Annotated in this window: 2 protein-coding genes; one reads left to right on the forward strand and one right to left on the reverse strand. The window is 68.7% G+C overall.

Annotated features, from left to right (window positions below; translation table 11 throughout):
- Positions 1–43 precede the first annotated feature (43 nt).
- Positions 44–826, forward strand: a complete 783-nt coding sequence (locus ACMO6A_RS08465; protein ID WP_021410110.1) for a 4Fe-4S-binding domain protein — start codon at positions 44–46, stop codon at positions 824–826.
- 11 nt (positions 827–837) lie between these two features.
- Here ACMO6A_RS08465 and ACMO6A_RS08470 read toward each other — a convergent pair.
- The coding region (locus tag ACMO6A_RS08470) for a hypothetical protein (RefSeq protein WP_418471100.1) at positions 838–1,801 on the reverse strand (964 nt) is incomplete at its 5' end.

The raw sequence follows: 1,801 nt of genomic DNA on the forward strand, positions 1-1,801 counted from the left end.
AAGGAGTATCATCGTGGGGTTGTCGGAGAAGAGAGGAACCGTTATGCCGTCGATCGTTCGCGTCGCGTATTTCAGCCCCACGCATACCACCAAAACCGTCGCGGAAGAGGTAGCCGGCGCGCTGGCTGCGCCGCTTGGCGCTTCCGTCGAGATCGTCGATCTCACGTTGCCGGGGCATCGTCCGGCCGACGTCTCGTGCGGCGCCGACGACGTGCTGGTGTTCGGCTTCCCGGTGTACGCCGGGCGCGTGCCCGCGCTGCTGCGCGACGAGTTCGCACACCTGATCGGCCAAGATACGCCCGCCGTGATCGTGGGGCTGTACGGCAACCGCGACTTCGACGACGCGCTGCTGGAAGCCGCCGACCTGCTAGGCGAGCGCGGGTTCGACGTGGTGGCGGCGGGCGCGTTCATCGGCGAGCACTCGTTGACGGCCCGCGTGGGAACCGGCCGCCCCGACGACGCGGACGTAGCCGCAGCGCAGCGCTTCGGCCGAGAGCTGGGCGAGCGCCTGGCGCGCGGAAGCCGTCTGCCCCAACCCGCCATCAAGGGAAACCGCCCCTACAAAGAGCTCAAGCCCGGCGCCGACGTGCGCCCCATCACCACCGACGCGTGCACGAGCTGCGGCATCTGCGCGGCGCGCTGCCCGCTCGGCATCATCGACGAAGACGATCCCGCGCTCATCGGCGAGGGCTGCCTCCACTGCTGCGCCTGCGTGAAAAGCTGCCCCGAAGACGCGAAATACTTCTCGAGCGAATCCACCGACGCGGTGATAGCCATGCTGGAATCGAAATGCCTCGAGCGGAAGGAGCCGGAGCTGTTCTGGTAGGGCGCGCCGCGCTAGTCCAGCAGCGCTTCGCCCAAAACCGAGTCGAAGCGCACCGACGTACCGTCGGCGTAGGCTACGTTCCACACGCGGTAGTCGAGATGCTCGGGTACGCCGCCCGCTTCGAGCGCGCAGGATTCGCCCGACGTATCGACATCGCCCTTCGCACGACCAACGGCCTCGACCTCCGTCACGCTCGCTGCGACATCGCCGGCATCGGCGTCCGCCGCGCGCTCCTCGGCGGCGATGTCCGAGGGATCAACGCCCTGGCGCAGCGCAGCCTCCGCTTCGGCCACGGCTTCGGCAAGCTCGCTGTCCGTGGGCGCATCGCGCTTCGACTGCGAGCCCTGCAGCTCGTCGGTCCACCCCTCGCCCGTCGCAAGGTCCACCTCTTCGGAATATCGGTCGACTTCCTGCGTTTCGGGACGGTGCGCCGCCTCGTACAGCTGCGATTCCAGATAGTTGGTACGATGCGCGTCGGCTACCTGCGCCTCGATGCTCGCGCACGCGGGAATGCGGATGGCGGCGATGGCATCCGCGCCGAACGCACCCCCCGCAAGCAGCTGGCGCGCACGGGCGACGAAGCCGGCAGCCTCGGGCGGGATGGAGGAATCCTTCATGCGGATGGCGATGACCGGCCCCGCGCCGAACTTCACCTCGGCCCAGGTGAACGGCACCGGCTGCTCGCCATTGTTCTGCCTGGCATCGTTCTCGCGCGCCACCAGGGCAGACGTCTCGGCGAACTCCTCGTCGAGCCACGTGGCCAGCGCATCGCGCCACAGCGGATCGTCGTCGGCCTCGGCGGTGACCGTGTCGTCGCCCAAATCGAACCGCAGCACGTTCGCGCGCTGCGAGCCCTTCGCGGCGCGCACCACCTCGGTGGGAGCGACGGCCGTGAAGCGGCGCGCCATCTCGACGCTGTCGCCGCCCTGGTAGCTGTCCTCGTCGAGGACGATATGCAGTTGCACGGGAGGATGG

Origin of the sequence: Eggerthella sp., assembly GCF_048329335.1 — a bacterium.
In the GTDB taxonomy this organism is placed as follows: Bacteria; Actinomycetota; Coriobacteriia; order Coriobacteriales; family Eggerthellaceae; genus Eggerthella; species Eggerthella lenta.

Bases quoted from the DNA above. Each gene is read 5' to 3' on its own strand.
- ACMO6A_RS08465 (WP_021410110.1), top strand. From the start codon at position 44: ATGCCGTCGATCGTTCGCGTCGCGTATTTCAGCCCCACGCATACCACC.